Source organism: Desulfuromonas carbonis, assembly GCF_054658035.1.
The window spans coordinates 1,498,231-1,522,128 of record NZ_BAAHXR010000003.1 but is presented as its reverse complement, the minus strand read 5'-3'; the positions used below and the strand labels follow the sequence as shown (position 1 = coordinate 1,522,128).

22 protein-coding genes, 5 tRNA genes and 1 other RNA gene are annotated in these 23,898 nt (G+C 61.5%); 9 read left to right on the top strand and 19 right to left on the bottom strand.

Going from position 1 to position 23,898, the window contains the following annotated elements; genetic code table 11:
• Positions 1 to 51: 51 nt before the first annotated feature.
• The 12 genes from recR to tadA form a co-directional block, all read right to left on the bottom strand.
• Complete coding sequence (gene recR, locus ACYQ8E_RS13950) at positions 52 to 651, bottom strand: recombination mediator RecR (protein ID WP_066723841.1); 600 nt, start codon at positions 649 to 651, stop codon at positions 52 to 54.
• Positions 652 to 842: 191 nt separating this feature from the next.
• Complete coding sequence (locus ACYQ8E_RS13945; RefSeq protein ID WP_066723839.1) at positions 843 to 1,157, bottom strand: YbaB/EbfC family nucleoid-associated protein; 315 nt, start codon at positions 1,155 to 1,157, stop codon at positions 843 to 845.
• A gap of 123 nt (positions 1,158 to 1,280) precedes the next feature.
• Positions 1,281 to 2,975: a DNA polymerase III subunit gamma/tau gene (gene dnaX / locus ACYQ8E_RS13940; RefSeq protein ID WP_066723836.1), complete on the bottom strand. Its 1,695-nt coding sequence runs from the start codon at positions 2,973 to 2,975 to the stop codon at positions 1,281 to 1,283.
• Between the two features lie 65 nt (positions 2,976 to 3,040).
• Positions 3,041 to 3,139: signal recognition particle sRNA small type (ffs, locus tag ACYQ8E_RS13935), an RNA gene on the bottom strand.
• A gap of 44 nt (positions 3,140 to 3,183) precedes the next feature.
• Positions 3,184 to 3,271, bottom strand: a tRNA-Ser gene (locus ACYQ8E_RS13930).
• Positions 3,272 to 3,531: 260 nt separating this feature from the next.
• Positions 3,532 to 4,458 (bottom strand): tetratricopeptide repeat protein, encoded by a 927-nt coding sequence (locus ACYQ8E_RS13925; protein ID WP_459861104.1) that lies wholly within the window; start codon positions 4,456 to 4,458, stop codon positions 3,532 to 3,534.
• An 18-nt stretch (positions 4,459 to 4,476) separates the two neighbouring features.
• On the bottom strand, positions 4,477 to 5,847 hold the full coding sequence (locus tag ACYQ8E_RS13920) for an SEC-C metal-binding domain-containing protein (protein WP_066723830.1): 1,371 nt from the start codon (positions 5,845 to 5,847) through the stop codon (positions 4,477 to 4,479).
• 131 nt (positions 5,848 to 5,978) lie between these two features.
• Complete coding sequence (locus ACYQ8E_RS13915; protein ID WP_066723827.1) at positions 5,979 to 7,298, bottom strand: SEC-C metal-binding domain-containing protein; 1,320 nt, start codon at positions 7,296 to 7,298, stop codon at positions 5,979 to 5,981.
• 38 nt (positions 7,299 to 7,336) lie between these two features.
• Positions 7,337 to 7,549, bottom strand: a complete 213-nt coding sequence (locus ACYQ8E_RS13910) for a hypothetical protein (protein ID WP_197463714.1) — start codon at positions 7,547 to 7,549, stop codon at positions 7,337 to 7,339.
• 940 nt (positions 7,550 to 8,489) lie between these two features.
• Entirely contained in the window at positions 8,490 to 8,972 is a 483-nt protein-coding gene (locus ACYQ8E_RS13905) for a DUF6036 family nucleotidyltransferase (RefSeq protein ID WP_459861102.1), read from the bottom strand.
• Between the two features lie 152 nt (positions 8,973 to 9,124).
• Positions 9,125 to 9,212, bottom strand: a tRNA-Ser gene (locus ACYQ8E_RS13900).
• Positions 9,213 to 9,246: 34 nt separating this feature from the next.
• Entirely contained in the window at positions 9,247 to 9,744 is a 498-nt protein-coding gene (gene tadA, locus ACYQ8E_RS13895) for a tRNA adenosine(34) deaminase TadA (RefSeq protein WP_066723818.1), read from the bottom strand.
• Between the two features lie 1,148 nt (positions 9,745 to 10,892).
• Between tadA and ACYQ8E_RS13890 the strand changes: the two genes are divergently transcribed.
• From ACYQ8E_RS13890 to ACYQ8E_RS13850, 8 genes are all read left to right on the top strand, one after another.
• Positions 10,893 to 11,168, top strand: coding sequence for a helix-turn-helix domain-containing protein (locus ACYQ8E_RS13890; protein ID WP_459861100.1), 276 nt, complete (start codon positions 10,893 to 10,895; stop codon positions 11,166 to 11,168).
• A gap of 10 nt (positions 11,169 to 11,178) precedes the next feature.
• Positions 11,179 to 12,081: a CHC2 zinc finger domain-containing protein gene (locus ACYQ8E_RS13885; RefSeq protein ID WP_459861098.1), complete on the top strand. Its 903-nt coding sequence runs from the start codon at positions 11,179 to 11,181 to the stop codon at positions 12,079 to 12,081.
• Positions 12,074 to 13,729: a hypothetical protein gene (locus tag ACYQ8E_RS13880; protein ID WP_459861096.1), complete on the top strand. Its 1,656-nt coding sequence runs from the start codon at positions 12,074 to 12,076 to the stop codon at positions 13,727 to 13,729. Before ACYQ8E_RS13885 ends, ACYQ8E_RS13880 begins: the two co-directional genes overlap by 8 nt.
• Positions 13,726 to 14,109 (top strand): hypothetical protein, encoded by a 384-nt coding sequence (locus ACYQ8E_RS13875; RefSeq protein WP_459861094.1) that lies wholly within the window; start codon positions 13,726 to 13,728, stop codon positions 14,107 to 14,109. Before ACYQ8E_RS13880 ends, ACYQ8E_RS13875 begins: the two co-directional genes overlap by 4 nt.
• Entirely contained in the window at positions 14,093 to 14,266 is a 174-nt protein-coding gene (locus ACYQ8E_RS13870) for a hypothetical protein (protein WP_459861093.1), read from the top strand. Before ACYQ8E_RS13875 ends, ACYQ8E_RS13870 begins: the two co-directional genes overlap by 17 nt.
• 40 nt (positions 14,267 to 14,306) lie before the next feature.
• The gene (locus tag ACYQ8E_RS13865) at positions 14,307 to 14,639 is read left to right on the top strand and encodes a hypothetical protein (RefSeq protein ID WP_459861091.1); all 333 of its coding nucleotides are present in this window, start codon (positions 14,307 to 14,309) and stop codon (positions 14,637 to 14,639) included.
• 131 nt (positions 14,640 to 14,770) lie between these two features.
• On the top strand, positions 14,771 to 15,349 hold the full coding sequence (locus ACYQ8E_RS13860; RefSeq protein WP_459861089.1) for a hypothetical protein: 579 nt from the start codon (positions 14,771 to 14,773) through the stop codon (positions 15,347 to 15,349).
• 1,644 nt (positions 15,350 to 16,993) lie between these two features.
• Complete coding sequence (locus ACYQ8E_RS13850) at positions 16,994 to 18,109, top strand: tyrosine-type recombinase/integrase (RefSeq protein ID WP_459861086.1); 1,116 nt, start codon at positions 16,994 to 16,996, stop codon at positions 18,107 to 18,109.
• 308 nt (positions 18,110 to 18,417) lie between these two features.
• Here the strand turns inward: ACYQ8E_RS13850 and ACYQ8E_RS13845 are convergent.
• From ACYQ8E_RS13845 to ACYQ8E_RS13815, 7 genes are all read right to left on the bottom strand, one after another.
• Positions 18,418 to 18,494, bottom strand: a tRNA-Arg gene (locus ACYQ8E_RS13845).
• A gap of 40 nt (positions 18,495 to 18,534) precedes the next feature.
• Positions 18,535 to 19,020 (bottom strand): DUF2155 domain-containing protein, encoded by a 486-nt coding sequence (locus ACYQ8E_RS13840; RefSeq protein ID WP_066723816.1) that lies wholly within the window; start codon positions 19,018 to 19,020, stop codon positions 18,535 to 18,537.
• A gap of 48 nt (positions 19,021 to 19,068) precedes the next feature.
• Positions 19,069 to 19,162, bottom strand: a tRNA-Ser gene (locus ACYQ8E_RS13835).
• A 69-nt stretch (positions 19,163 to 19,231) separates the two neighbouring features.
• Positions 19,232 to 19,317, bottom strand: a tRNA-Ser gene (locus ACYQ8E_RS13830).
• A gap of 12 nt (positions 19,318 to 19,329) precedes the next feature.
• Positions 19,330 to 20,601 (bottom strand): serine--tRNA ligase, encoded by a 1,272-nt coding sequence (serS, locus tag ACYQ8E_RS13825; protein WP_066723813.1) that lies wholly within the window; start codon positions 20,599 to 20,601, stop codon positions 19,330 to 19,332.
• Between the two features lie 117 nt (positions 20,602 to 20,718).
• Positions 20,719 to 21,309, bottom strand: coding sequence for an HD domain-containing protein (locus tag ACYQ8E_RS13820; RefSeq protein ID WP_066723811.1), 591 nt, complete (start codon positions 21,307 to 21,309; stop codon positions 20,719 to 20,721).
• A gap of 119 nt (positions 21,310 to 21,428) precedes the next feature.
• On the bottom strand, positions 21,429 to 22,301 hold the full coding sequence (locus ACYQ8E_RS13815; RefSeq protein ID WP_066723809.1) for an EamA family transporter: 873 nt from the start codon (positions 22,299 to 22,301) through the stop codon (positions 21,429 to 21,431).
• Between the two features lie 181 nt (positions 22,302 to 22,482).
• Between ACYQ8E_RS13815 and ACYQ8E_RS13810 the strand changes: the two genes are divergently transcribed.
• Positions 22,483 to 23,889 carry a class II fumarate hydratase gene (locus ACYQ8E_RS13810; protein ID WP_066723806.1) on the top strand — a complete coding sequence of 469 codons (1,407 nt, stop codon included), beginning with the start codon at positions 22,483 to 22,485 and terminating at the stop codon, positions 23,887 to 23,889.
• Positions 23,890 to 23,898: the final 9 nt, after the last annotated feature.

Genomic DNA, 23,898 nt, shown 5'->3' with positions numbered 1-23,898 from the left:
CTGGTTCCGTTATCAATACGGTATCCGGGCGACGGCTGCTGCCAACCGCGGCTATAGATCCCGGCGCCCTTCGACGGCCCTGTGCACCGTCGCTTCGTCGACATATTCAAGATCGCTCCCCATGGGGATGCCATAGGCGAGACGCGTCACCCGGACTCCGAGCGGCCGCACCAGCCGGGCGAGATAGAGCGCCGTTGCCTCCCCTTCGACACTGAAGTTGGTGGCAACCAGCAACTCCTCGACCCCACCCCGACCGATCCGTTCCAGCAGACCGGCGATGCGCAGCTCCTCCGGCCCGACACCATCGAGGGGCGACAGCGCCCCATGCAGGACATGATAGCGGCCGCGAAAGGAGCGGCTGCGCTCAATGGCGATCAGATCCTGCGGCTCCTCGACCACGCACAACAGGCGCTCATCCCGGCCCGGGTCAGTGCACAGAGAGCACGGGTCGGTCTCGGTGATATGGTTGCAGACCGAGCAGAAACGAATTTTTGCCTTGAGGTCACAGATAGCTGCCGCCAACGCTTCCGCCTCCGTCTGCGGCTGGCGCAGCAGGAAGAAGGCAAGGCGGCTCGCCGTCTTCTGGCCGACCCCCGGGAATTTGGCAAGCTCCGCCACCAGACGGGCAAAAGACGGGATGGAGTCTAGCATGATGACAAGGAAAAATCCATTTTTTAAAAAGTCGTTCTATTATTTTAAGGGCATCAAATAAGTCGCAGGAATCTTATACTGTTCCTAAAAAAAGCGCCAAAATTGGTCAGACCACAAAAAAGCAATACCACAGTTTCAAAGAGCGAATCAAGGTTTTATTGTATACACCGATCGCCCCGGCCATCCCCCGCCTAGAAGAGCCCGGGGATATTCATGCCACCGGTGATTTTGCCCATCTCCTGCTGCATCATCTCCTGGCTCTGCTTGATCGCCTCGTTGACGGCGGCGACCACCAAGTCCTGGAGCATCTCCACATCGTCCGGATCGACCACGCTCTTCTCGATGTGCAGCGACAGCAGCTGCTGCTTGCCGTTGACGACTGCGGTCACCATGCCGCCGCCGGCACTCGCTTCGACCTCGCGCGCGCCAAGTTCTTCCTGCATCCGGGCCATCTTCTGCTGCATCATCTGGGCCTGCTTCATAATGTTGCCGAGACCTTTGGACATTGGTACAACCTCCCGAGTAGTGTGGAATGGCGCCGGCACGGCGCCCGCTAAGGATCAGACCTGGCACCTTGCCGCAACGGGCAGGCACCGGAACTGGCGGCGACGGCGGGATGCCGCCGCGCTTCAGACAAAACCCTTGTCGATGGGCCGGACCTCCTCCACCTGGGCGCCGAAGATCTCCTCGGCGGCCTTGACCAGCGGATGGGCCAGAGCATCCTCGCGCAAGCGCCGCTTGCGGTCCGATTCCCGGGCCTGACGCTCGGCGGCGAGCGAAGGCGGGGCCTGGCCACTGGCAGCGTCAACCGTCGCCACCTTGAGCCGTACTTCGCTGCCGAAATACTCCGCCGCCAGCTCGGTCAGGGCGTCGAAATAGTCGCGATCTTCGAGCTGGGTCAGGGAAAAAGAGCCCTTGGGCAGGCCAATCTGCACCAGCGGCAGCTCGAGGGTGAGGAGACTGGCCTGTTCCAGGATCGCTGCAATCACCGGCCGGCGCCGCGCCTTGACGAACTCGACCAGCCCCGGCCAGCTCCTATCCCCGCGGGGGGGAGCGGTCGGGGCCGGGGCCTTTTTTCCGGGAAGCCCCTCCCCGGCCCCGTCTTCCCGGGCTGGCGGAGAAACGGAAGGGACGGCGGTGGTTACCGGGGCCGGCTTGGCCGCCGGGAGTCCCCCCGTTGCCAGCCGTCGTTCCAGCTCCTCGAGCTTGCGCACCAGGGTGGCGACATCGCGGGCCGGGGTCAGATTGGCGAGACGGACCAGGGCCATCTCCAGGACCAGGCGCGGGAAGCCGGAGGCGGGAAGCTCCACCTCGGTCCGCAGCAGCAGGGTCAAGGCCCGCTGATGATCTTCGAGGCTGCCGAGCTGGGCCAACTCGCGGAGTTCATGGAGCTCGTCCCCCGTGGCATCAAGTAATTCACCCGGTTCCTCGACCACCTTGACCAGGACCAGCGCGCGGTAGAGTTCGACCAGTTCCTGGCAGAACTGGCGGAAGGAGTACCCCTGGTTGTCGACCCGGCGCACCGCTTCGAGGACCTGGCGGCTGTCGCGGCGCAACGCCCCTTCGGCCGCATCGAAAAGCAGCCGGCGGTCCACCATGCCGAGCAACCCCTGCACATCGTCGTCGGCCACCTGTTCGCCGCAGAAGGCGATCACCTGATCAAGGGTCGAGAGCGCATCGCGCATGCTCCCCTCGCCGCGGCGGGCTACGAGCGCCAGGGCGCGGTCGGAGATTTCGATCTGCTCGGCGGCGACGATTTCCCGCAGCCGGGAGGCGACCTGCGGCAGCGGGATCTTGCGGAAATCGAAGCGCTGGCAGCGGGAGAGAATGGTGACCGGAATCTTGTGCGGCTCGGTGGTGGCGAAAATGAATTTGGCGTGGGCGGGGGGCTCCTCCAGGGTCTTCAGCAGGGCGTTGAAGGCGTTAATGGAGAGCATATGGACTTCATCGATGATAAAAATCTTGAAGCGCGACCGCGATGGGAGATAGCGGATATTGTCACGTAGCTCCCGCACGTCGTCGACCCCGGTATTGGAGGCGCCGTCGATTTCAAAGACGTCGATCCCCTGGCCGGCGATGATCTCCTGGCAGCTCGGGCAGACGTTGCAGGGGGTGGCGGAGAGCCCCTCCTCGCAGTTCAGCGCCTTGGCGAGGATGCGGGCGGCAGAGGTCTTGCCGACGCCGCGGGCACCGGTGAAGAGGAAGGCGTGGTGGACCCGGCCGCTGCGGATGGCGTTGCCAAGGGTCTGGCTGACGTGTTCCTGGCCGATCAGGTCATCGAAGGTCTGCGGGCGCCACTTGCGGGCCAGTACCAGGTACGACATGCAAGGAGTCTCCGTGGTAGGCAATGGGGAAGATCGGAAGGCAAATAAAAATTGCCGGCACAAGTGACAGCCAGGCACCCCCGCGGCACACGGCTGAGGCCATTACCGCTGCTCCCTTCCGGGCCTGACGGGGTTCACGACCGTCCGTTGCGCGGGACCCGGCTGTCACTTCTGTCGGCAATCAATACCGTTGGGGGAAATGTAAAACTGGCGGAGAGGGGGGGATTCGAACCCCCGGTACCTTGCAGTACACATGATTTCCAATCATGCACCTTCGGCCTCTCGGTCACCTCTCCGCAGGTTGGGTAGGATACATCAGGGGTGGGGACGTGTAAAGATTTTTCTGGGTGCCCGAAAGCGGCATTTCTACCCGTTTTGCCGGGGCTTGTCAACTCACTTTTGCCGGTCCGGCGAACAGCCCCTCAACCGCAGAAGACAAGGACTTGATGTGGCCCGACCTGCCTACGCTCCGGCCGATGCTGCCGGATGGCAATCCTTAACAGGGATCGTCCTGAGCAGACCTTCTTTCATGGCCTGGCACATGGAAACAGGATCTTCACGGCACAGCAGATCGACCAGCGCCCCGCATCCTCTCCATGTACCGCTCGAACATGAATCCGTTCAACTGCCGCATTCGCCGCCGCACCCGCACCAGCTCCCGGTCGTCGCGAAAAGTGGTGCGCAGGTACTCGGCATAGCGCAAATCCTCGAACCAGAGCCGCGCCGCCGGCAGGCTCCGGAAGGAGTGCGCCGCTTCCAGGGCATCGACGAAAGCGGCGCGGTCGGCCGCCGGCTCCTTCAGCGGCAGACCGAAGACTCCCTGCAACCAGCCCCAGACCGGCAGCCAGGCCGGCAGATCCGCCGCTCCGATGTCGTGGTCCTCGCTTTCCAGCGACAGGAGCAGGTCGTGCATCTGCGGGTTTTGCAGCATCGACAGATCCACTTCATGCGGACCTTCGAGAAAGGCGGCGAGGAAGACGCTCATGGCCCGGTCCGGATCGCCCAGTTTGGTCATGGCATCACCGCGCCAAGCCAGAAAGCGCCCCCGCTCGCCGATTCCGACTTCCAGGGCGCGGGCGAGCCAGCACTCGGCTTCAGCGAACCTGCCGACGGCCAGCAACAGGGTGCCGATATGGAATCGCGGGGGGATGTAGATCAACTCGGGGGATGGGAGCTTCGACAGGTCAGTGACCAGCAGCTCACGCAGGCCGGCGGCGATCGCTGCAGGCGTTTGCGGCGTCAGCTCCTGCCAAAGCTGGTGGAGCCTTTCGCTCCCGGCAGGTTCAGCATAAAAGCGCAAAAGCCTCTCACGCCACCCCGCAACCAGGCCCTGCAATGTGAGAATTTCGATGTCCTCCGGCGCATCTGCCAGCAGTTCCCCATAGATAGCGAGGGCTTCCTCCAGGCGCAGGGCGTGCAGCAGATCGCCCGCTTCGTTGAGACGGATGGTCCGGCGGTTGTCGCAGAAGAGATCGAGCTGCATGAGGTCATTCCGGCGTTGTCAATCGGCATCCCGTTTGAGGCCGAGCCGCTCCCAGAGGAAGCCGAAATCGAAGGGCTCGCCCCTCTGGTCGCGGACCCGGCGGGCCTCCTGCAGCTCGTAGGACTTGAGGAGCTCGATCACCGCCTGGCGCCCCTTGGCCGAACGGATTGCCTGACGCGGGGTCTTGTCGCCCAGGGCCGGGATCTTCTCCTCGGTCCAATTGGCGTAGAACTTTCGCAAATAGTCGTGCACCATGGCCGTCATGGCTTCCGGCGGAATTTGCGGCTGGGGCCGCTCGGAGGCCGCGGCCATCGCCTTGGGGGAGCGCGGATCAACCACTTCCCGACTCTGGTGACGCAGTGCATTCCCGGCGATCCTCTCCAGCCAGGCGCGGGCTTCGTCGGCCAGTTTCAGGGTGCGGCAGAAGACCGTCAGGGTTTCCGGCTTTGCCAATGTCAACGAGGCTCGCGCCCTGCGCCGCTCATCATCCAGCTCCGTGAAGCGGGTCCACCCTTCGGCAGCGCCTCCCTCGACGTCGGGCTGCGCCGCCAGGGCCGCGGTCAGGGCCGCCCGGTCTTTCACGACATAACGGTCGGTCGTCGCCAGGATCGGCTCGCCGGTAGAAGCGTCTACCACCTGGGGCAGCGGCCGCTCCGTGGTCAGGGAGTCGAGCCAGTGGAGAGTGATCAGCCCGCCGACCACTTCGCGGGCGGTTTCCGAATCCCGATCCTCCCCCGCCATCTCCCGCAGAATTTTATCCCTGCAGGTCAGCCCCTCAGCGCGGACAAAGGGATAGGCCGCCCCGGAGAGGACCCAACCGCTCTCCTGTCGCACCAGCCGCGCGCCAAACACGTCCCAGCGCACCAGGGATCGGGACGCCCCGCGCTCATCGACCCAGACCGCCGGCTCATCCGGGAGCAGCAGATCGACCAGCAGCAGCCCTTCTCCCGCCTTCGCCTCCCGCACCTCGTAGAGACTCAGACGCCGTTCGCCCAGCCGCCGCAGCCAATCCTTGCCGGCCGCGGGGAGGAGCGGACCGCCGGGACCGAGCAGCAGCTCGCGTACCGGCACCCTCTTTCCCTTGACCTCGATCCGAGCATCGGCCAACGTCCACTCGCCGATGTTGACCTGCAGCATCTCCTGAAAATGCGGCGACAGTGCGCTCAAGGCGTGCAAATTCACCTGCTCCGGGTCTCCGAAATAGTCAATCCGTACCGCTTCGGCAATCTCTTCCGGATAGTGTTGCTCCAGCCAGTCCAGCGCCCGGGGCGTCGCACTCATCTGCTCGCGCTGCCGGGCGGCGAACTGCCCGTCCTTGTCCAGGCAGCATTTCTTGTATTTTTTGCCACTGCCGCAGGGACAAGGCTCGTTGCGACCGATAATGCTCATAAAACCTCATCTGAAATTGCTTCATGTTGCTCAAAAGATGGAGCGCTGCCAACAAACAGAAAGGCTTCTTCGAAGGTGTCGTAGGACACGCGAACGAATCTCCCCTTCGGCGAGGGCTTCGAATACCCTGCTCAAACGATCCCTGCCCACGCTTGCCGCACCGCAGGTGCCAGTGCGGGATCGCCTGAACCCTTTTCAAGGACCCGGACCAGCGTCTCGATCAAAGTAGCCAGGGGCCGCAATCCCCCGCGGGACTTGTCCAACTCTTCCACTTCCCGCTCTTCGAGAAAATCGTTCCAGGCCGGCAGATGCTGCGCCAAAACGGCAACAGCATGGTACGCGTTGCAAAACAGGTGCAACTGGTTTGCAATAAAGCGGTCCAGGGTGTCCGGGTCAGGACATAGAGGGTGTGCCGTCCCCTTCGTTGGCGGTTTCGGGCCCCTAAACCTCCCGCCAAAGCGAGAACGTTTGGGGGCCTTCAACTCGCCGGCCTCCCGTCTGGATAGGTAATGGTAGATTTCCCGCCCGGCCAGCAGACCGGTGATCCAGGGAACACCATGCACCCGGTTCAGGTAGCCGGTAAAAGAGGCCGTCAGAAAGGAGAGCCGCTCAAGATCGAGACAATTCTTCTCATCCAGCAGGGCCTCCGCCGAGACCCTCCGCCGCCCGGCCAGGTGCTCGGCATAAGTCCGCAGGTTCTCGACATCGATCTCCGGCAGGATCTCCTCCACGACCAACCGTAGAGCGTTGAAATCCGCCTCGGTCGCACCAGCTTCCACCCAGGCCAGGACCTCGCAATCGATCAGCCGCGAGGCAATATCCCCCGCAACCCAGGACATCAAACCCTCGGCCTTCTCGACCAAAGGCAAGGCCAAGCGCAGCCCCTCGGTCAAAACCTTGTGCTGACCATGATAGGCGAGCAGATCGATGGTGCTGCAGTAGACATCGATGTGCCGGTCGGGCTGCCGGGATGCCTGCAGAAAATATTCACCGATTTCGCTGGTGTCGTTCAGGGCCAAGGCGTTGATCAGAAAATAGTTGACGAAATAACCCATATTCTGTTCCCAACAGTCGGCGCGCTGCCGACGCAACGCGCCGAGACAGCGGTTAACCTCCGGGCGCGACTCCTCGCCGGTGGCCGATTGCTGCAGCAGCGCGACAAGATCGAACACATCATCCTCAATGCCTTGCTGCTCGTGCAGCACCTCGCGGAGCATGGTGAGGCGCTCATCAAAACCGGCCGCTTCAAACCGGGCATAAAGCTTGGCCATATAGGGATCGACGGCCTCCTCTTCGGGCTCGACCTGTAAATCATCATCGGGTGCCATAGGAACAGATCCAAGCGCCTCTCGCTCGTCGCGCCTGACGGCTTCATCCTTGTCCAGGCAGCATTTCTTGTATTTTTTGCCGCTGCCGCAGGGGCAGGATTCATTGCGTCCGGTTTTGGTCATTCTACACTTCCTTTTTTCTTTTTCACTGGCGGACGACATCAGAACGGAATGTCATCCGGATCCACATTCTCGAAGGCTTCGGGCGCCCCAATCTCTTCGGCCATTTCGCGCTCGTGGAGCACCTCCCACATCTCATTCTGATGCAGCCATACGGGGTCGGCATTCCTGCGGATGAACTCATCGACATCCATGCCATCGACGGTGGGCGGCCGCTTGACGCGTTTCTGCTTCCCGCCAATGAAGATGGTCATGTACTCCTCCCGCCGCCGCCTTCTCGCGGCCTTTTCGGCTGCAGTCCTTTTTCTCTTTGGTTTCTTCATGATTGCGTCTCAACCATACTGCTCGACCAGCGCCCATCCGACTGCCGTAATCTAGTATCTCTGCTAGCTGCTTTGGTGCTTGCCGGGAGGGCGCTGGGCAAGGCCGAAAGGAGGGCGTGAAATTCTAGCCCATCGGAGATCCTGTTTCCATAATACAACGGTCCTATAACCCAAATGCTTATTCCGACGAAATAATCCAGCAGTTCCGAGGCAAAACATCCACCCGTCGGAGCGCAGCGACGCTGGGGGTTTCTTTCTACACTAAGGGGATGATCTGGCCAATGGCGATGTCTTCTTTCGCACGGGAGAGACAGTGTCCTGCTCAAAGAGTTCATCGAAGTAGAAAGCGGGAAGAACTCTGACCGGCCTAGGCTCAACGCGGCTCTTGAGTAATGCCAAGCAAGAAAAGCTACGCTGCTGATTGCGAAACTGGATCGCCGCAACCGTAACGCTCATTTCCTAATTGGCCGACAGAGGGCGGAGTTTCATTTCTGCTGTCGATATGCCGAGGCCAGAAATTGGAACAGGATCGGTTCAATTACAACCGGTCGAGCACCCTGGGGATAGGGAATAGATCTTTTCCCGGGAGCTGGTCCGCACTTGCACCACTCCGGAACGAACCATTTCCACCAACACATTCTGGGTCGAGCGGGGATTCTGGCCAATCAGTTTGGCTATCAGTGAGGGGTGGATCTCGTCGACAGAGCCGAGCAGACAGAGAATCTCACAACGCAGATTCACTCCCAGCAGGGCACACAATCTCAATAGCAGCGCAGGGATGCCCTCACTCGGGAAGGGCTGGGAGAGGTTTCGCATTTTAATCTCAGGTGGGTCGAATTCCCCGAAGCTTGCTTCGATGAAAGCGATCAATCTAAACTTTTGATACCCCGTAGCTTGCTGCGGGGAGATTCATCTGGAGGTCGGTCGCATGATAACTGCCAAATTGATTAACGGCGGCATATAGCTTGAAATAGATCTGGTCAATGAAGGCAACCGTCAACTTGTCTCCGAACTTCTTCCAGGTCAAGCGATCTGCAAACCCATGCGGGAGACCGAGACGGAAAAGCCCTCCCTCTCCGCTGCTGGGACCATTGTTCCACCAATCCTTCGGTACCCCCAGGTCCTCCGCCACCTCACTTGCCGCCAGAGCCAAGGCGCCCGGCAGGGGCGCAGGATCAATCAGCTTCCCTTCATCATCTGCCAGCGCGACGACATCGCCATCTCGGGTGGCACGCATGACCATCTCGGTGGCCACCAAGGCTGTCCCACCGCAAACAACCAAGTTGAAAGTCGGGGCGCCCGCTATATCCAGACGGCCATTGAGCAGACGCAAGGCTTGTTTCCAATTGCTCATACTGGTACGTCATTGTATTTCCTGGTTCGCAATACGCGCACTATAAATTACATTTAAGTGGCTTTCAAGAAATCACCTCCAAAATCAAAAAGATGCCCGCCATAACAAAATCAAGGGCCTAGCCAGGAACGGCTAAGCCCTTGATTTTGTTATGGCGGAGGGGGTGGGATTCGAACCCACGGTACCTTGCGGTACAACAGATTTCGAGTCTGTCACCTTCGACCTCTCGGACACCCCTCCGCAAGAGTGAACCCGCACAGTCGTTGTCTTTGCATCAATCCGGCATCGCCGGTTTGCGTTTTTTTTCCCGCAGCTCGCGAAAGAACTCGCTGAGGGTCGCGCTGCACTCCGCGCCGAGCACCCCCTCGGTGACACTGACCCGATGGTTGAAGCGCTCGTCGCTGGAAAGATCGTAGATCGAACCGGCGGCGCCGACCCGCGGGTCGCGGCAACCGTAAACCAGCCGCGGTATCCGCGCCAGGATGATCGCCCCCATGCACATCACACACGGCTCGAGCGTGACATAGAGTGTGCAGTCGAGGAGTCGCCAGGAGTCGAGCCGGGCGGCGGCCTGGCGGATGGCGACCATTTCAGCGTGGGTGGTCGGGTCGTTGCTGGTCTCGCGCAGGTTGTGGCCGCGGGCGATGATCCGCCCATCCTGAACGACGACGGCCCCGATGGGAACCTCGCCCAGCCGGCGAGCGGCTGCGGCCTCCACCAGGGCCTCGTGCATAAAGCCCCTGTCTTGTTGGTCGGCAAGATTCACGGGCATGATGTAAAATGGCGCGCCACGAGAGATTCGAACTCCCGGCCTTCTGATCCGTAGTCCGGCCCCGTGATGCTTCCAACTCTTGATGGAGTTGCAAGCCTTTGCAATTCGCGGATATTACCGGGCAGTGCTTTTGCTTGTCAAGGATTATATTGACCGCTTTTCGTTTCCGAACATGACAAGTTCCATGACACCCCGCCCGGGTGATTGTATGCCTGTTGCTCCTCTTTTTTGCTTCTATTAAAGAGAAGGTCACAAAGGTCAGAAGGTCATAACAGGCCGGATCGACACCGGAAAGACACCGTGACCTTTTTGCAACCAATGGTCACAATGGTCATTCCCGCCGGCTTGCGCCTGGACCACCAACCAGGGCAACCCGCCAACCGCGCCACCGGCCGCCGGACTCCGGGGCCGTGACCGTGGCTCTTTTGGTTCATCCGCCTTGAACGGGGGCGGGGGCTTCTTGGGCTAAGAATCTGGCCGCCCCGTTTGACTACCTTTCTGGAAATACCGCCCGCCAAAATTCCCGCCGCCTAAAAGCCCCCTAGTCCTAACAACTTCCCTCCCGGCCTTCTGATTTGTTATCAGATGCCCTATCGAAATCTTGCTAAATTTCAACAAGATAGGAGTGTATGTAAAGCGTTTTGTAATGTATTGACAGCGTGAATTTGATTTGTGTTTCTGTCCTTCCTAGCAAGGTCTTCCTTTGATCTTTCTGAATAGCCTCCCAGCGGGCACCTGCCCTGGGTTATGTCTTAACAGTCTCCGCCACCAACTTCAAAGATCGGCACCGACTGAAAGAAAGTTGTGCCCCATGTGCCTGGTGTGCCTCATGTGCCTGGTGTGCATGACTTTTTCCTTTGATGCCCTGACAATCAATGCATAGCAGGTATGCCCGCCTAGAAAAAATCGGCAACCAGCGAAAAAGTTGTCCACCATGTCCATGGTGTCCATGGTGTCCATGACTTTCTCCCTTAATGCCCTGACAATCAAGGCACGGCGGTTATGCCAATTATAAAAAAGCGACTGCCAGTGAAAAAGTTGTGCACCATGTGCACCATGTGCATGGTGTGCATGACATTAAGACTTCCATCCCACAAAATCCACAAAAACATAGCGGTTGTGGCTGTCTAGAAAGCAATGGCTGATAGATGGAACACACCAACAAAATACCAACCAAGCAAAGAAAGGGGAACAGCATGAAACAACATCAACACGACAACAAAAACACAAAAACGCCCGCCGCCGTTGAATCCTTCGTTAACGTCAAGACCGCCGCGGAATTCCTGGGAATTCCCGAAAACACCTGTTACAAGCTGGCCCTGGCCCGCAAGGTCCCGAGCTACAAGGCCGGCAAGCTGCGCCGCTTCAAGCTATCCGAGCTTTCCGCCTGGATGGAAGGCAACCGGGTTGCCGCTGGTGAATAAGGGGACGGCAATGACGCGGAAAGATGCCGTCTTGGAGCGACTGGACGTGGCCGCCCTAGTCCGTGACCTGTTCCCCCGCCAGACTCCCGCCGGCCGTGGGCAAGTGCTGGTCTTGTGCCCTGTGCATGGCGAGGACCACCCCTCTTGCAGCGTCAATACAGGGTCCGGCCTCTGGAACTGCAAAGCCTGCGGGGCCGCCGGCAACGTGATTGACCTGTATATGGCCGCCCGGGGCCTGGACTTCGCCGCCGCCCTGGCCGAATTGGAAGACCGTTGCGGGATCGCCCGGAACACTGGCGACAAGCCGCCGGCCAAGAGTCGCACCGGTTGCAAGCGCCCCTCCCCTGCCAAGACCGCCCCCCGGCCACCCAAGGCCAAGAGTAAAGCCAAGCCCGCCCCCGGTCGCGTGGTCGCCGTCTTTCGCTACTTCGATGCCGAGGGGGTTTGCCGGTACGTCAAGCGCCGGATCGAACCAGGGCGGGACGGCCGGCGAAAAGAATTTGCCTTTGCCCACTTCACCCCGGACGGATCGGAGGCCCCCGGCCGTGGTCCCTGGCCGCCGCTGCTGTACGGACTTCACCGCCTGGCCACCGCCCCGCCCGGGGAGCGTGTTTTTATCCCCGAAGGGGAGGCGAAGGTTGACGCCTTGACCGCCTGGGGGCTGGTCGCCGTTTGCACCGATAGCGGGGCCGCCGGCCGCTGGCCCGAGGATTACCGGGACCACTTCACCGGCCGGGAGGTTGTCATATTGCCTGACAATGACCCCCCCGGCGAAAAATACGCCGCCACCGTGGCCGCCGCCCTGGCCCCGGTCGCTGCCGCCGTTAAGGTCCTGCGCCTGCCGGGTCTACCGGAAAAAGGTGACGTGCTGGACTGGATCGCCGGCCGGCGGGAGGGGGCCGCCCATGACTGACGCGAACGCCACCCCGGACCCGCTGCGGGGCGAATTCCTGCGCCTGGCCGCCGCCGCACCCCTCTGGACCCCACCGGCCGAACCGCTGTTGATACCGCCGCCGGAAGCGGAGGAAGACCAAACCCCCGCCGCCAAGGAAGGCCGGGGAGCGGCCCGCCTGCTGCCGATGCTGGCCGCCTGCCCGCTCCTGATCGACCCTCACGGGCAAACCTATATCTTGGTAGAGGGGGACCTTTACCCCCTGGACTCCAAAGCCCCTTTGCTGGTTGAAACCGCGTCTGACCTCTATTACCGGGCTACCGGGGAAGCGCAAACAATGGGAAAGGACGCCCTGGCCGCTGCTGTGGCGGTCCTCTCCCGCCGTGCCCGGATCGCCGGCCAACTTGCCCCAATGGCGAACCGCGCCACTCCTTGGGGAGACGCCCTACTGTATGACCTGGGCAACCGCCGCGCCGCCCGGATCGCCGCCGGGAGTTGGCAAGTTGTCCCGACCCCGCCGGGGGCTTTTCGCCCCTGGCCGCACAAGCTGCCGCACCCCGAGCCGCTGCCGGGCGGGGATGCAAGCCGCCTGTTTGGTTTCGTCAACGTGGCGGAGGATGACCGCTTGTTGGTCCTCTGCACAATGGCCGCCTGCATGGTCCCCGGCACGGCCCGCCCGGCGCTGATCGCCACCGGCTCCCAAGGGTCCGGCAAGTCAACCTTCGCCCGCTTCCTGAAGATGATTCTTGACCCCGGCACCCCGGCCTTGACCATGCTGACCCGTAAGCCCGAGGACTTAGACCTACTCCTTTGCCGCAATGCCTTCTTGGCCCTGGACAATCTTTCCAGCCTGCCTCCGGACGTGGCGGACACCCTGGCCGCGATTATCACCGGGGCCACCCCCCAACGCCGCAAGCTGCACACCGATTCCGAACTTGCCACCCTGCACGCAGACGTGACCCTGTGCCTAACCAGTATCAATGCCTTGTCTTCCCGGCCAGACTTTCTGGAACGGACTTTGAGGATCCAGCTTGACCGGATCGAGGACGGGGACCGCTTGGCGGATGACGAACTAGACACCGCCTTTGCCGATGCCTTGCCGGAAATTCTAGGGGGCTTGCTGGACATGCTGGCCCGGGGCCTGGAACTGCAGCCCCGCTACCGGCCGCCGCGCCTGCCCCGTATGGCCAGTTTTGCCCGGATTGCTGCCGCGATTGCCGAAGCAGCCGAGGAAGGCGGAGGCGGTCGCTATCTGGCCGCCTACTTCCGCAACCAGGGAGCGCAACACCTGGAACTTGCCGAGGGGGATCTTTTTTTCGGGGCGATTCTGGAAGCCTGCCAGGCCGGCAACCACCCGTCCGGCACCTTTAAGCAGGTTTGCGCCACCCTCAAGGAGCTTGCCGACCCGGGACCGAAAGACCCGTTTCCCGGGCCCCGGGGGTTGCGTGGTGCCCTGGAACGCCTGCGGGTGCCCCTTCAAACCGCCGGGATCGGCTTCCGGTTTGACAACCACCGCACCGCCACCGCCAAGGCCACCGTTTCTTTCTTCACCGTCTCCCGCTCAGAGGACCTGGCCACCGCCGAACCGCCCGAGAATACCGCGCCCCTGCCGCCGGAACCGCCGGACCTGGGGGGCTTGGTCTTCGACCCCGGGGAGCTGGACCCATGAAAATAACCCTGCTGCAAGACTTCACCGCCCAAACCACCGCCGGCTCCCGTCTGCTGCCGGCTGGCAAGTCTTTGGACCTGGCGGACGATAAGGCCGCCGCGCTGATTGCTGCCGGGATCGCGGAACCGGCCGACCTGCCCCGCCCCTATCTCGATCCGGCCGGCGGGCTGGTCATTCCCATCAACGCCCCGGCTCGTTATCGCTGGTGGCATGGGGGTCAACCCCCTTCCGAAACCATGCGGGAGCTATACGAGGAACGCGCCGCAACCATGGAACATGACGGGGGCCTGTCCCGGGAGGAAGCCGAGCGCCGGGCCGCCAAAATTACTGGGTACCACCCCAACACCGAAAGGAGCAAACAAGATGAGTCAGACGAATGAAACACCCCCCGCTGCCCGCCAGATTTTCTTCACCGGCGCTTTGCAGATGCTTGACCGCTTGGAACGGCACTTCGCCGCCGAGCGGGAGCGTATCGAGTGGGAGCTTGTCCGCGCCAAAAAAGAGATGACGCAGACCAACACCCCGGCTGCCGGCTGAAACCGGCCGCTTGTAGCAACAACTAAAAGAGGAGAAGCCTGTGAAAAAAATAGTTCTCATTGATGGCGCGGACACCTACCAGCACGCAGGGGCACCGGCAATTCACCTGGGGCAGCCTATCGAGGTTGAAAAGGAAATTGCTGAACATCTTCTCTCCAAGCATTGTCCCACGGGAAGGATGTTCCTGGAATTTTCTGAACTTGACCACCGGATGGTCTCCATCCGGCTCGTTGACCCAACTCGCGACTATTTCAGCCCTGCCGTGTGTATCCAGGGTGCCAGCGTGGCGAGGGTTTGCGGGTCCATAGCTCCGCACCTTCTGCGGTTAAAACGCGATGGTCGGCCGATCTTCGAGGCCGTGGAAAAGACATAGAGTTCCCATTGGTCATGGGAGGGGACAACTCTGGGAGTGTCCCCGCGGAAAAATAACCCCAGAGAGCCGGCGGAGGGCTTCTTCGAATCTCGCGGCCGGCACCAAACTAAAAACACTAAGAGGAGAAAGACATGAACGAACTACCAATCGAGAAATATGAGGAAGCCGAAGTCAGGGAAAAAGAGGCGCGGGAGCGCTTAGCACAGATCATCGAAAAACAAGACAAGGCGGCGAAGGCCGCAGAACAATTTACCAAAGCTGCGGCCGCCGCCCGGGCGGATGCCGAATCCACTATGCAAAACTATCTGGTCGGCAAGGTTGGCGAAGAGGAACTGGCCGCCGCAAGAAAGCGCGCGGAGGTTGCTGAAAGTCAGCGATTGGAAGCTGAGATGCTGGTCAAGGCAATCGGCGATGCCACGACTCTTCAGAGGCAGGCTGTGGAGGATTCAGCCCGAGCCAGGGAACATGCCAGAAAGGTATTCTGGCATGCAGCCTTGGAACTGGAGCGGAGGTCATTCATTGTTGTTGCCGGTGAATCTATTCGCAGGGTTCATGCCCTCGCGCTCCTTTTGGCATCCCCCGGCACCGCCTACACGGTCACCCCCCGGGCTGTCGTCGATAACATCTTGGGTGATTTTATTGTCAATGACTCCGCCATGGAGGCAACCTTGGCGGCGATGTCTGCTGAGTTCGGCGTTCCGATCCGCTAGGAATAGCGGCATAGCCCACACAAAAGAAGAGGCGGAGGGGGCAAGGCACAGCCGGTCGGCTTGACTCGCCCCCCTCCCATCCGCCCCACAAACGACGTGCGGAAGCCGAGGCGGTTTAGGCGCCGGCCGCTACCTAAGAAAGGACACCGTGAAGAATTCCGAAATTTTAGCCCGGGCCGTGGCGGAGGCAGCCGGGTTGCCCCTTGAATCCGTCCGGGCTTCCCTGGCCGCCTTCATCGAGGAGTTACCGCCTGGCCACCGCATGAACCAGGACCGCGCCCAAGCGGAAGCGGAACAGTTGCTTGCCGACCTGCGCCAAGAGATGGCGGGAATTCGGTGTTGGCTGTTAGAGGGCTACCTTGACGCAGTGGCCGCCGGCTATCCCCCCTTCCCCCTTCGCCGGCCGGGCTTGTGGAATACGAATGGTCATGCCGGAACGGCGGGCGACAAGACACGGAAGCCTAAGCGGCACGGAAGCAACCGGAAGCGCCGTCAGTAAACGCGGGTCCTTCCCTTGGGGCTACCGGGTACGGGTCGCTTAGCCCCAACATTTGGTTCCATTTGTAATTTCAATAAGTTATGGAAGAATGGAAAATCAAAAATTATTCGGAATATCGCTAGGAGAAGCCGCACTAAAGGCCCTGCCGACGCTCATTGATGCCGCCCGCTGTAGGGAATGGCTATTTGAATTGTTGCACCCGGGCTGCCTGGGGTCGGTGTGCCCTGGCTGTGGTGTGGAGCTGTCAGAAAAGCGGGCTAATGCTTTCCGCGAGTTTAGAAAGGTGGCCTGCGTAGGGTGCGGTCTACAGTTCCAGGCGACAACCGGCACCGTCTTTTTTCATGCCAGGTTGTCCCCAAGTGAAATTGTCTTGGCTGCCGCCCTGTCCGCTGCCGGGATCACTCCGGACAGCTTGGCCGCGCTTTTAAATCGGGGCCGAGATACTGCCGGGAGTTGGCGGGATCGATCGATGGATTTGCGGATATCTGAGTTGTCCCCCTCCCGGCCTTCCGCAGGACAAAAAAAAGGCCAGGCCGGATAGCGGAGGGGGGAGCCTCCCGGCCTGGCCTGGCCGCCTAGGCGGCCTTCTCTCGGTCCTGGTTATTTGCTGCCGGCCAAGTCAGGGGGCGGTACCGCGACCCCGCGCCGGGCTAGGAACTCTTCAATAGCCTGTTCAATGATCGTGCTGACTGGCTTCCCTTCGTCAACCGCGAAATGCTGCACAGCCCGGTAGGTTTCCGGGCGCAGCCTGACGCCGGTTTGCCGGCGTTGAATGTCGGAACGTGGACGGGCCATGCCGGGCAATATAGCGACAAAATGGTACCAAGTCAAACCAATCAACTTGACAACAATCATTCAATAAATTATAAGAGAATAAATTTGTGACAACATAAACAGGCAGGAGGTAGCTCAAATGTCTAATGGGAAGGTTATAGGGGTCAACTTTGGATCGGCTTCCTTGGCGCGAAGACTCGACCTTTCCAATGATGACCTAGACTTGCTTGGATCATTGGCAGATACAGTTATGGAGGGAAGTCCGACTATTCGTCTCGCAAATGGCAGGATATGCAGCCGCATAGCCTTTATGGAAGAACTGGCCAACATCTTTTTAGAAAAATAAAGCCAAACAGGGAGGCTTGGCATTTATGGCCAAGGCAAAGAATAGCCGAGGGCTTTACCGCAGGGGAAAAATCTGGTGGCTGACTTACCAGGGCCTTGACGGAAAGCAGCATTTTGAAAGCAGCGGATCGGCCTTGAAAGGCGATGCCGAATACTTGCTTGCCTGCCGGCGGAAAGCCATTGCCGAAGGGACCGCCCCGCCAGTGACCGGCCGGCGGATCGCTAACACTACCCTTGCCGAACTGGCCGACCGCTACCTTGAATTTGTCCAGGGGCAGAAAGCCGCCGCCACCAAGCGGGGGTTTATCCGCGAACTGAAGGCCGAATTCGGAGGGGTCAAGCTGAACTCTCTTTCACTGGCCGTCGTCGAAGGCTGGCAAGCGCGGCTCCTTTCCGAGCCGCGCCCGCCGCTGAAGGGAGAGGAAGAACCCCGGCCGCCCTTCGCCGTGGCCAGCGTTAACCGCCGGCTGGCCTGTCTAAAGCATATGTTGACCAAGGCCCGGGATTGGGACCTAATCGGCAAAGACACCCTGGACCGCCTGCGCCGGGTCAAACTGCCGAAGGAGGAAAACCGCCGGTCCCGTTTCCTGTCTATCGAGGAATGTCAACGGCTGGTCGCCGCCGCCGAACCGCACCTAAGGCCGGTCCTCCTTTTCGCGCTGAACACGGGTTGCCGCAAGGGGGAAATCCTGGGGTTGACCTGGGACCGGGTTGACCTGGCCCACGGTTTCATTACCTTGGACAAGACCAAGAGCGGGGAGCGCCGGGAAATCCCTATCAACGCCCCCCTGCGGGCCTGCCTGAAAGGGCTTGTCCGGCGAGTCGATACGAACCTTGTTTTCTACAACCCTGCTACCGGTAGCCGTTGGCATGAATTGAAGCGGTCCTTTGCCACCGCCTGCCGCAAGGCCAAAATCCAAGACTTCCGCTTTCACGACCTGCGGCACACCTTCGCCAGCCACCTTGTTATGGCCGGGGTTGATCTGACCACCGTTTCCCGCCTGTTGGGTCATGCCAGCTTGACCATGACGCTACGCTACAGCCACCTTGCCCCGGATCACCTGAAAGGGGCGGTTGACGTGTTGGCGAACCTGCAAACCGTGGGCAGAGCAGACACAGGAACCAAGGCCGCCGCCGGCTGACCCCTCCCGCCAGTGACCAATGGAAAAACCCTGTGACCATTCCGGCTAAAAATACCGGCCAAGGTCACAGGGTTTTTTATTGTGAAATTGGGCACTTAAAAAAGAAATGACCTTTGTGACCTTTTCGCGCCCCACTATATTTGTGTTTGTGGTTGCGTGTTCCTGGCCGCTGCCACTCCTGGCCACTTCCTTACCGTTGCGAATGACCCTTTCACCGGCCCCGACCCCTTACTTGACACTTTACATGACAAACGGCCCCAAAATACAAAAAGGGTCACGGCCGAAAAGCCGTAACCCTTTGTTTTAAATGGCGCGCCACGAGAGATTCGAACTCCCGGCCTTCTGATCCGTAGTCAGACGCTCTATCCAGCTGAGCTAGTGGCGCGCATGGGAAGGGAACCTTATCGCGCAAATCCCTTCGTTTGTCAACCTTTTTTTGCCTTGGCCGGGACGAAGTCGACCAGGGAAAAACTGTACCGGGGATGCTGGTAAGCGTGGGTGGCGGGATAGAGGCTGAAGAGCCAGCCCCGGTATAACTCTTTGCCGTCCTCGTTGATAACGATCTGGGCGGCAGGATTCCTGGTCAGGTTGGACGCGGAGGTCATGGTCGTCCCGTCCATCACGAAAGCCGGCAGGAAGTTCTCCACCTTGACCTGCAGGTTGCCGCCCCCCACCTTGAAGGCCGCACCGATATCGACCGTATAGGTGACCTCCTTCTGGGTCTCCTTGTCGAGCACGGCAATCTTGACCGCTTTCCATTTCCCCTGGACCGATTCGGGGACCACCACCCGCGACGACGTCTTGGCCGTCTTTGCCTGCTTCGCGGGCTGCTCCTCCTGCGGGCTGCAGCCGAAAAGGAGAAGCGCCAGAATCAGCAGGAGGGGGAGCAGCAGGCGAAACGGTCGGGACATCAAAAATTCTTCCTTGCCAGAGGAACCGGCGGTGACCGAAATAAAATATGGCGGAGAGGGAGGGATTCGAACCCTCGGTACAGGTTTTGCCCGTACACTCGCTTAGCAGGCGAGCGCCTTCGACCGACTCGGCCACCTCTCCGCAGACTTGCTATTAAATTGTCGTGGTGCGTTCCTGCCACCGGCTCACGCCCGATAGAGCGGCTATATTTGGCGGAGGAGGTAGGATTCGAACCCACGGATCTTTCGATCAACGGTTTTCAAGACCGCCGCCTTAAACCGCTCGGCCACTCCTCCGCAGCAACCATCCTAGCCCGAAATCCGCTCCAGCCCGCCCATGTAGGGCTGCAGCACCGTGGGCACCAGCACCGAGCCATCGGCCTGCTGGTAATTCTCAAGGATTGCCACCAGGGTCCGGCCGACGGCCAGGCCCGAACCGTTGAGCGTGTGCACGAACTCGGGACGGCTCCCCTCGTCGCGACGGAAACGAATCGACGCCCGCCGCGCCTGGAATTCCCGGAAGTTGGAACAGGAGCTGATCTCCCGGTAGGTCTTTTGGGGCGGCAACCAGACCTCGATATCGAAGGTCCGGGCGGCGGAGAAGCCAAGATCCCCGGTGCAAAGGTCCACGACCCGGTACGGCAGTTCCAGCGCCTGCAGGATCGACTCGGCATCGGCGAGGAGCTTCTGCAGTTCGGCGTCGGACTCTTCGGGCCGGACAAACTTGACCAGCTCGACCTTGTTGAACTGATGCTGACGGATCAGACCGCGGGTGTCCTTGCCGTAGGAGCCGGCCTCCTTGCGGAAGCAGGGCGTATAGGCGGTATAGCTGATCGGCAGCTGCGATCCGGCGAGAATTTCGCCGCGGTGAATGTTGGTCACCGGAACTTCCGCGGTCGGGATCAGGAAATAGTCCGGACCTTCAACGTGGAAAAGATCGTCTTCAAACTTGGGGAGCTGCCCGGTCCCCGTCATGGATTCCCTGTTTACCATGAAGGGGGGCAAAATTTCAATATATTTATCCCCGGCCGTGTGGCGGTCGAGCATGAAGTTGATCAGGGCCCGCTCCAGCCGCGCACCGGCGCCGCGCGCCAGGGAAAAGCGCGCTCCGGTGAGTTTGCCGGCGCGTTCGAAGTCGAGAATCTGCAACTGCTCGCCCAGGTCCCAATGGGCCTGGGGCGGGAAGTCGAAGTGGCGCGGTTCACCCCAGCGCCGGATCTCGCGGTTCATGGTTTCGTCGCTGCCGGCGGGGCACTCCTCGTGGGGAAGGTTGGGGAGGGTCAGCAACAACTCTTCCAGTTGTGCCTCGACTCCCTTGAGTTCGTCGTCGAGGGTCTTGATCCGGGCCGAAACCTCCTTCATGCGGACGATTTCACCCTGCACCTGGCTCTTGTCCCGGGTCTGGCCGATGAGCTGGGAGACCCGGTTCTTCTCCGCCTTGAGATTCTCGGATTCACTCAGCAGTTCACGGCGGCGGGCGTCGAGGCCGCGAAACCCCGAGAGATCGAGGGTGCCGCCGCGGGTCGTCAGCCGACGTTCGGCGTCATCCAGGTTGTCGCGCAGGTACTTGAGGTCGAGCATGGGGGCTCCGGTAAGGGCCGATCGGCCCGGTAACGTCTCGCAAAGGTGGATTTTCTATCACTTCTTGCAGGCCGCGTCAAGCCCTCCCTTGCCCCCCTTGCCGGTCAGCGGGAGGGATCATTCCCCGCCCTCCTCCCGCGGCTTTCCCGTCACCCACCATTCGCTGTCGTCATCGAACCACCAGCGGCTCGAATCGGTCATCCAGATCGTCTCGGCCAGGCGGCGCGCCAGGTCGGTGCGCAGGCGCCGCACCGAAAAGGGATACCACTCGTCGGCGTACTGATTACCGACATCCTTGTACTCCTTGAGGGCAAGGATCATTTCGAGCTGATCGGCATCGTGGGCGAGCTGCGCCTCGCGGCTCGCGCCGCCGGCGAATTCCTCCCAGGTGTCGCGGTACTCGTCGCCAAAGGGGAGCGTCCGCGCCAGGTCCTCGACGGCGCGGCGCTCGTCGGCCTGCACGTACTTCTTGGCGACATAGTTGAGATCGCCGATCCGCGCCTCCGGCACATCGTGAAAGAGACAGAGCTGGACCACCCGGCCGACATCGACCGCCCCGTCCATGCGCGCCAGGGTGTAGCCGATGATCGCGGTGCGAAAGGAGTGCTCCGCCACCGACTGGGCGCCGGAACCGAGAAACTGGAATCCGGTGCGCGGGGTGCGCTTGAGCATCCCGACTTCGAAGAAAAAATTGGCAAGACTTTTCATAGAATCACCCCGCGCAGCTCATCGCCCATCGCCCATCGCCCATCGCCCATCGCTCGTCGCTCGTCGCCCATCGCCCATCGCTCGTCGCTCGTCGCCCATCGCTCTGGTCTCGCACTATACTACCCCAGACGCACCAGGGAAACCCCGATCAGGATCAGGCCGGCGGCAAAAAAACGGATGCGGCCATAGCGTTCGCCGAGCAGCAGAGTGCCGAGCAGGACACCGAAGAGAAGGCTGACCTGGCGCACCGGCACCGCGTAACTCATCGGCGCCAGTTTGAGGCCGTAACGGAAGCTGAGAAAAGAGCTCATCATCACCGGGCCCGAGGCGAGGATCAGCGGCCGGCTGAGTCGCCACTCCGCCAGCACCCGGCCGCGGTAACGGCGGCGCAGCAAATTGGCGCTCATCAGCAGGAACATCCAGACCACCAGCAGGTAGGTGAAGTAGAGCGGGGAAAACGCCATCACCCCGGTCTTGTCGATGACCGCTCCCACCGAGTAGGTAAAACCGGCGAGGAGGGCCGCCTGAACGGCCGGCTGCCCCAGATTGCGCAGCGGCCGCAAGGCCTCGTCGAAGGAGAGCCGCTGCAATTGCACGCACCAGGCGCCGGCGACGATCAGCAGAATTCCGGCGCTGCCGAGGGGGGTCAGTTTCTCCCCCAGCAGCAGGACTCCCCAGAGCGGAACGTAGAGAATCGCCGTCTGCGCCAGCGGATAGGTGAGGGAAAGATCGCCGCTGCGGTAGGCGCGGCCGGTGAAGAGATGGTAGGCGACGAAACAGGCGCCCCCCCCGCCCGCCAGCAGCAGGATGCGCAGGTCGGGCCGTGGCATCGGTCCGGGGAGAAGGGGGAGAAGGAGGGTAAAGAGGCTCCCCGAGGCGAGGAACATCCACCAGATAAAGACCGTCTTGTCCCCGCTGCGCTTGACCAGCAGGTTCCACAGGGCGTGCATCAGCGCCGAGAAGAGGATGAGGAGCAGGGCCTGGGTACTCATGCCTGGGAGTCTAAACTACGGGGAAAAAATTAGCGATAATAAAAAGGGGCCGGTTCAGTCTTTACCACCGCTAAAGGCCGGCCGTTACAAGGATTGACAGGAAGGGGGCAGTTGCTATCCTTCCTGGCACAGGCATCCTGTCGGCAGCGCCGGCAACCATCCGTAATCAAGGAGTATCCGCATGGCCACTACCCGCACTGAACGCGATTCCATGGGGACGATGGAGGTCCCCGTCGATGCCCTCTACGGCGCCCAGACCGCCCGCGCCGTCGAAAACTTTCCGGTCTCCGGCCTGGTCTTCCCGCGCCCCTTCCTGCGCGCCCTGGGGATGATCAAGGAGCGGGCAGCCCGGGTCAACCTCGAACTGGGCCTGCTCGACCGCGATCGCGCCATGGCGATCATGGAAGCGGCCGAGGAGGTTATCGAAGGGCGCCTCGACGCCCACTTCGTGGTCGACATCTTCCAGACCGGCTCCGGCACCAGCACCAACATGAACGCCAACGAGGTCATCGCCAACCGCGCCGCCCAGCTTCTCGGCGCCAGTTCCGGCGGGCCGGCGATCCACCCCAACGACCATGTCAACCTCGGCCAGTCGAGCAACGACGTCATCCCCACCGCCCTCCACCTCGCCGCGGCGGTGGAGATCCGCCAGCGCCTGATGCCGGCCCTCTTCAGCCTGCAGGAGGCCCTCGGCGAGAAGGCCGAAGCCTTTGACGATATCGTCACCATCGGCCGCACCCACCTGCAGGACGCGGTCCCGGTACGCCTCGGGCAGATCTTTTCCGGCTACGCGCGCCAGGTCGCCCTCGCCATCCGCCGGCTGGAGGAGGCCCAGGAGGGCCTTTTGGAGCTCCCCCTCGGCGGCACCGCCCTCGGCACCGGCATCAACACCCACCCGGAATTTGCCGGCCGCGTCATCGCTGGCCTCGCCGAGGTTACCGGCCTCTCCTTTCGCGAAGCGGTCAACCACTTCGAAGCCCAGGCCGCCCGGGACGCCGCGGTGGCTGCCAGCGGCGCGCTGCGCGGCACCGCCGCCGCCCTCTTCAAGATCGCCAACGATATCCGCTTCCTCGCCAGCGGCCCCCGCTGCGGCCTCGGCGAGCTGGTGCTGCCGGCGGTGCAGCCGGGGAGCTCGATCATGCCCGGCAAGGTCAACCCGGTAATGGCCGAGAGCCTTATCCAGGTCTGCACCCAGGTCATCGGCAACGACGCCGCCATCGGCCTCTCCGGTCTCTCGGGCAACTTCGAGCTCAACGTGATGATGCCGGTCATGACTCACAACCTGCTGCAGTCGATCAGCCTGCTGGAACGGGCGAGCACCCTCTTTGCCGCCCGCTGCGTCAAGGGGCTGCAGGCGGACCGCCAGCGCTGCGAGTCGCTTATCGAGCGCAGCCTGGCGATGGTGACCGCCCTCGCCCCGGTTCTCGGCTATGACCGCGCCGCCGCCCTTGCCAAGCAGGCGAGCGAGGAGCAGAAGACGATCCGGGAAGTGGTCCTGGCGGCGGGGGACCTCGACGCCGACGAGCTCGCCCGCCTTCTCGATCCGCGGCCGCTCACCGAACCGGGGCTGCCGGGCGCGGCCGGCTGACCGACGCCG